Source organism: Vibrio sp. 1288 (genome assembly GCF_033344475.1).
Genome location: NZ_JAWPOX010000150.1, coordinates 1 through 1,055, shown reverse-complemented (window position 1 = coordinate 1,055; position 1,055 = coordinate 1). Strand labels below are relative to the sequence as shown.

Here is a 1,055-nt window from a genome sequence, read left to right as displayed (position 1 = left end):
CCGGTGTATTTCTGGATTTTTTGATAGTCGATATCACAGATGCAGGTAGTAACCGCATTCAGGAAACTCACATCATGAGACACCAACAGTACGGTTCCTACATAAGCATTGAGATAACTCTTCAACCACTCAATATGAGTTGCATCAAGATAGTTAGTCGGCTCATCTAACAATAAGACGTCTGGTTCACGCAACAATAAGCGCGCTAATAAAACCTTATGGCGTTGCCCGCCACTTAACGCACTCATTAGAGTATCCAGTCCCAACTGCTGTATACCAAGCCCTGCGGATACACTTTCAATTTGGGCATGTAAGGCGTAAAAGCCTTGGGCTTCCAATTCCGTTTGTAACTTAGCAACTCGGCGAAGCAAAGAAGGCGATGCAGATTCAGCCATCTCTTGATACAAAGAAAATAATTCACGTTCAGCTTCAAACAACTCATTAAATGCCGATTGTAAACATTCTCTAATCGTCTGAGTTTTATCAACCACAAGATGTTGATCAAGATAGCCAATCTCTAAGTTTGGCTGCCAATGAATATCTCCCTCATCGGCAGAAATTTCACCAACAAGCAACTTTAACAACGTACTTTTTCCTACTCCGTTTGCACCGGTGATCCCTACATGCTCTCCAGCATGAATAGTGAAGTGGGAATGGCTATATAGGTGATGATCAACAACCTGATAGGACATATTTTTAACGTGTAACACACTCATGTTTTTTCCCAAATAAAAAGGGCCGGTACTTACATACCGGCCCCTATTTCAACTATGGGTAACTTCATATCTGATTTCAAACTTCAGATACAAAAAAGCCGGTGATGAAATATCACCGGCGGTCTCTTGTCTTTACTCAGATGTAATACAACCTACGCATTTTCCAGCTTAGCTGTGCACGTATTTCCACATCTGATGAAGATAATTTATGACTCCGAGCAACACTTCATCGCGTTTTATGCACGGAGTTCAGCCTTCTTACGAAGTTTTTAAACAAGAGATATAACATGAATTTTTGTCTCAAAAATATACAGGCAAGAGCCTACACCCGCACGAAAC

1 protein-coding gene is annotated in these 1,055 nt (G+C 41.2%); it reads right to left on the bottom strand.

Annotated elements, in window-relative coordinates; translation table 11 throughout:
* The coding region (locus R8O11_RS25240) for an ATP-binding cassette domain-containing protein (RefSeq protein WP_318194614.1) at positions 1-716 on the bottom strand (716 nt) is incomplete at its 3' end.
* Between the last annotated feature and the right edge of the window lie 339 nt (positions 717-1,055).